Origin of the sequence: Veillonella sp. (assembly GCF_019414865.1) — a bacterium.
GTDB lineage: Bacteria > Bacillota > Negativicutes > Veillonellales > Veillonellaceae > Veillonella.
In genome coordinates this window covers 1-2044 of record NZ_DXLG01000191.1, presented here as the reverse complement: position 1 = coordinate 2044, position 2044 = coordinate 1, and the positions used below count along the sequence as shown (strand labels likewise).

Genomic DNA, 2044 nt, shown 5'->3' with positions numbered 1-2044 from the left:
TACTTAAAAACTACCGCTAGCTAATGTTAATGCATCAATTTTACAAGGTTTATATGTCCTAATGACCTTTGCGACGGCTTCAATCGTAGCCCCTGTAGTATATATATCATCTACGATAAGTATTGTCTTATCCTTTAATTCAATATCTTTATAGTTAGCGCCAATGACAAAAGCCTCCTCAATATTTTGATGTCGTTCTTTATTCGTTAACGCCCACATATCATTAGAAGTGTCAAATTTGTACAAACAGTCTAACCAAGCAAAATGTTTATTATCTATATTTTGTAAAGATTTAGCCCACTTGGTAAAAAATAAATCAACTTGGTTATATCCTCTCTTAGCTTTTTTCCTTTCGCTAGACGGAACAGGAATAATATAATCATAAATAACAGAGCACTTGTTATTAACAATATGAAACTCATCATATTTCATGTAAAGGTTGTACGATGCTAAAAAAGGAGCAGCCCCTTTGGACTGCTCCTTTTTTTCGTTGAATTTTACATCGTAAATTATAGACTTTAGACCACCACGGTATTCAGCCAATACACATACATCCTCTACATAATGTAGAAATTTGTTTGGTACATGACGAATATGCAGTAGATCAGTAAAACAAGATTCACACCAATCCCCTTGTGTTGCTACAGAGGCCCCACAATGAGGACATACAGGTGGAAATAGGAAATCCCAAAGACTCATTACGAATCACATCTCCCTTGTAATCGTTCTTTAAACAATGTATATCGTTCATCACCGTTTACAGTACGTACAGCACGTTCTATAGCGCTCGTTGTACCAACGATAATAACCTTCCGTTTAGCTCGTGTAACAGCAGTGTACAACAAATTACGTTGCAACATACCACCATAACGTGGAACAAATGGAATGATAACCACACCATACTCGCTACCTTGGCTCTTATGAACTGTAATAGCATAAGCTGGCATAATCATATGTGCTTCGTCAATAGGTAGACGAACCTCTTTATGAATAAATCGGATGCAAATGTCTGTTCGTGTAATGGCATAAATTACACCAATTTCACCATTGAAGACTTCTAACTCATAATCATTGAGGATTTGAATAACTTTATCCCCTACACGGTATGTAATACCATTAACGCGTGCTTCCCCTTTTAAACTATCTGGAGGATTAACTGCTTGTTGTACATACTGAGAAATGAGTGTACTTCCAGCTTCACCACGTCTCATAGGAGAAATAATTTGAATATCTAACTCATCCTCAATATGCTCCTGTTCTCGCTTATATACATCTATGATAGCTTTCATCATCATATCGTAAGACTTAACAGGTATAAAGGAAAACTCTTCACTTACACTATCAAGTTTTGGCATTTCACCACGGTTAATAGCATAGGCGCTTTCTACAATAGTATTACCAGAACTTTGTCGATAAATCTGGTTAAGTCGCGTATAAGGCACACAGTCACTATCGAGCAAATCTTTTAATACAAAGCCTGCTCCAATAGGCGGTAATTGATCTACGTCACCTACGATAATAACATGAGCTTCCTTTGGAATAGCTGCCATTAACGAATAGAATAAACGTACATTGAGCATAGATGCTTCATCAATGATAATAACATCTATATCTAATGGATCATCTTCATTCTTAGTAAAATCATAAGAATCACTGCCCTGGACAGGCACTAATAAGCGATGTATCGTTGTTGCTTCAAACTCAGTCGCCTCAGTAAGTCGTTTTGCAGCACGCCCCGTAGGTGCACATAGAATAATCCGCCCTAATCCACCAAGTTGAAATCCTTTTACTAGGGCCTTTATAATCGTCGTTTTACCCGTACCAGGGCCACCGGTTATGAGGGAAAACTTTTCAAAGAAGGATAACTGGATAGCCTCTTTTTGGGCATCACCAAATGTAATGTGATTATCTGCTTCAAATTTCTCTATAAAACTTGGAATATCTAGAGAAATTGGATCTGCCTCTAATAAAAAATCCTTTGTATAATGAACGCTTTCTACTTCAGACACGTACATTTCTGGAGGGTAAATATATAAGCTGTCTC

2 protein-coding genes are annotated in these 2044 nt (G+C 37.0%); both read right to left on the bottom strand.

What is annotated here, in order from left to right:
- Positions 1 to 3: 3 nt before the first annotated feature.
- The gene (locus QZ334_RS08155; RefSeq protein ID WP_295233537.1) at positions 4 to 699 is read right to left on the bottom strand and encodes a ComF family protein; all 696 of its coding nucleotides are present in this window, start codon (positions 697 to 699) and stop codon (positions 4 to 6) included.
- Positions 699 to 2044 (bottom strand): ATP-dependent DNA helicase (locus tag QZ334_RS08150; RefSeq protein ID WP_295233533.1); only part of this gene is annotated, 1346 nt, incomplete at its 5' end. The genes QZ334_RS08150 and QZ334_RS08155, both read right to left, overlap by 1 nt.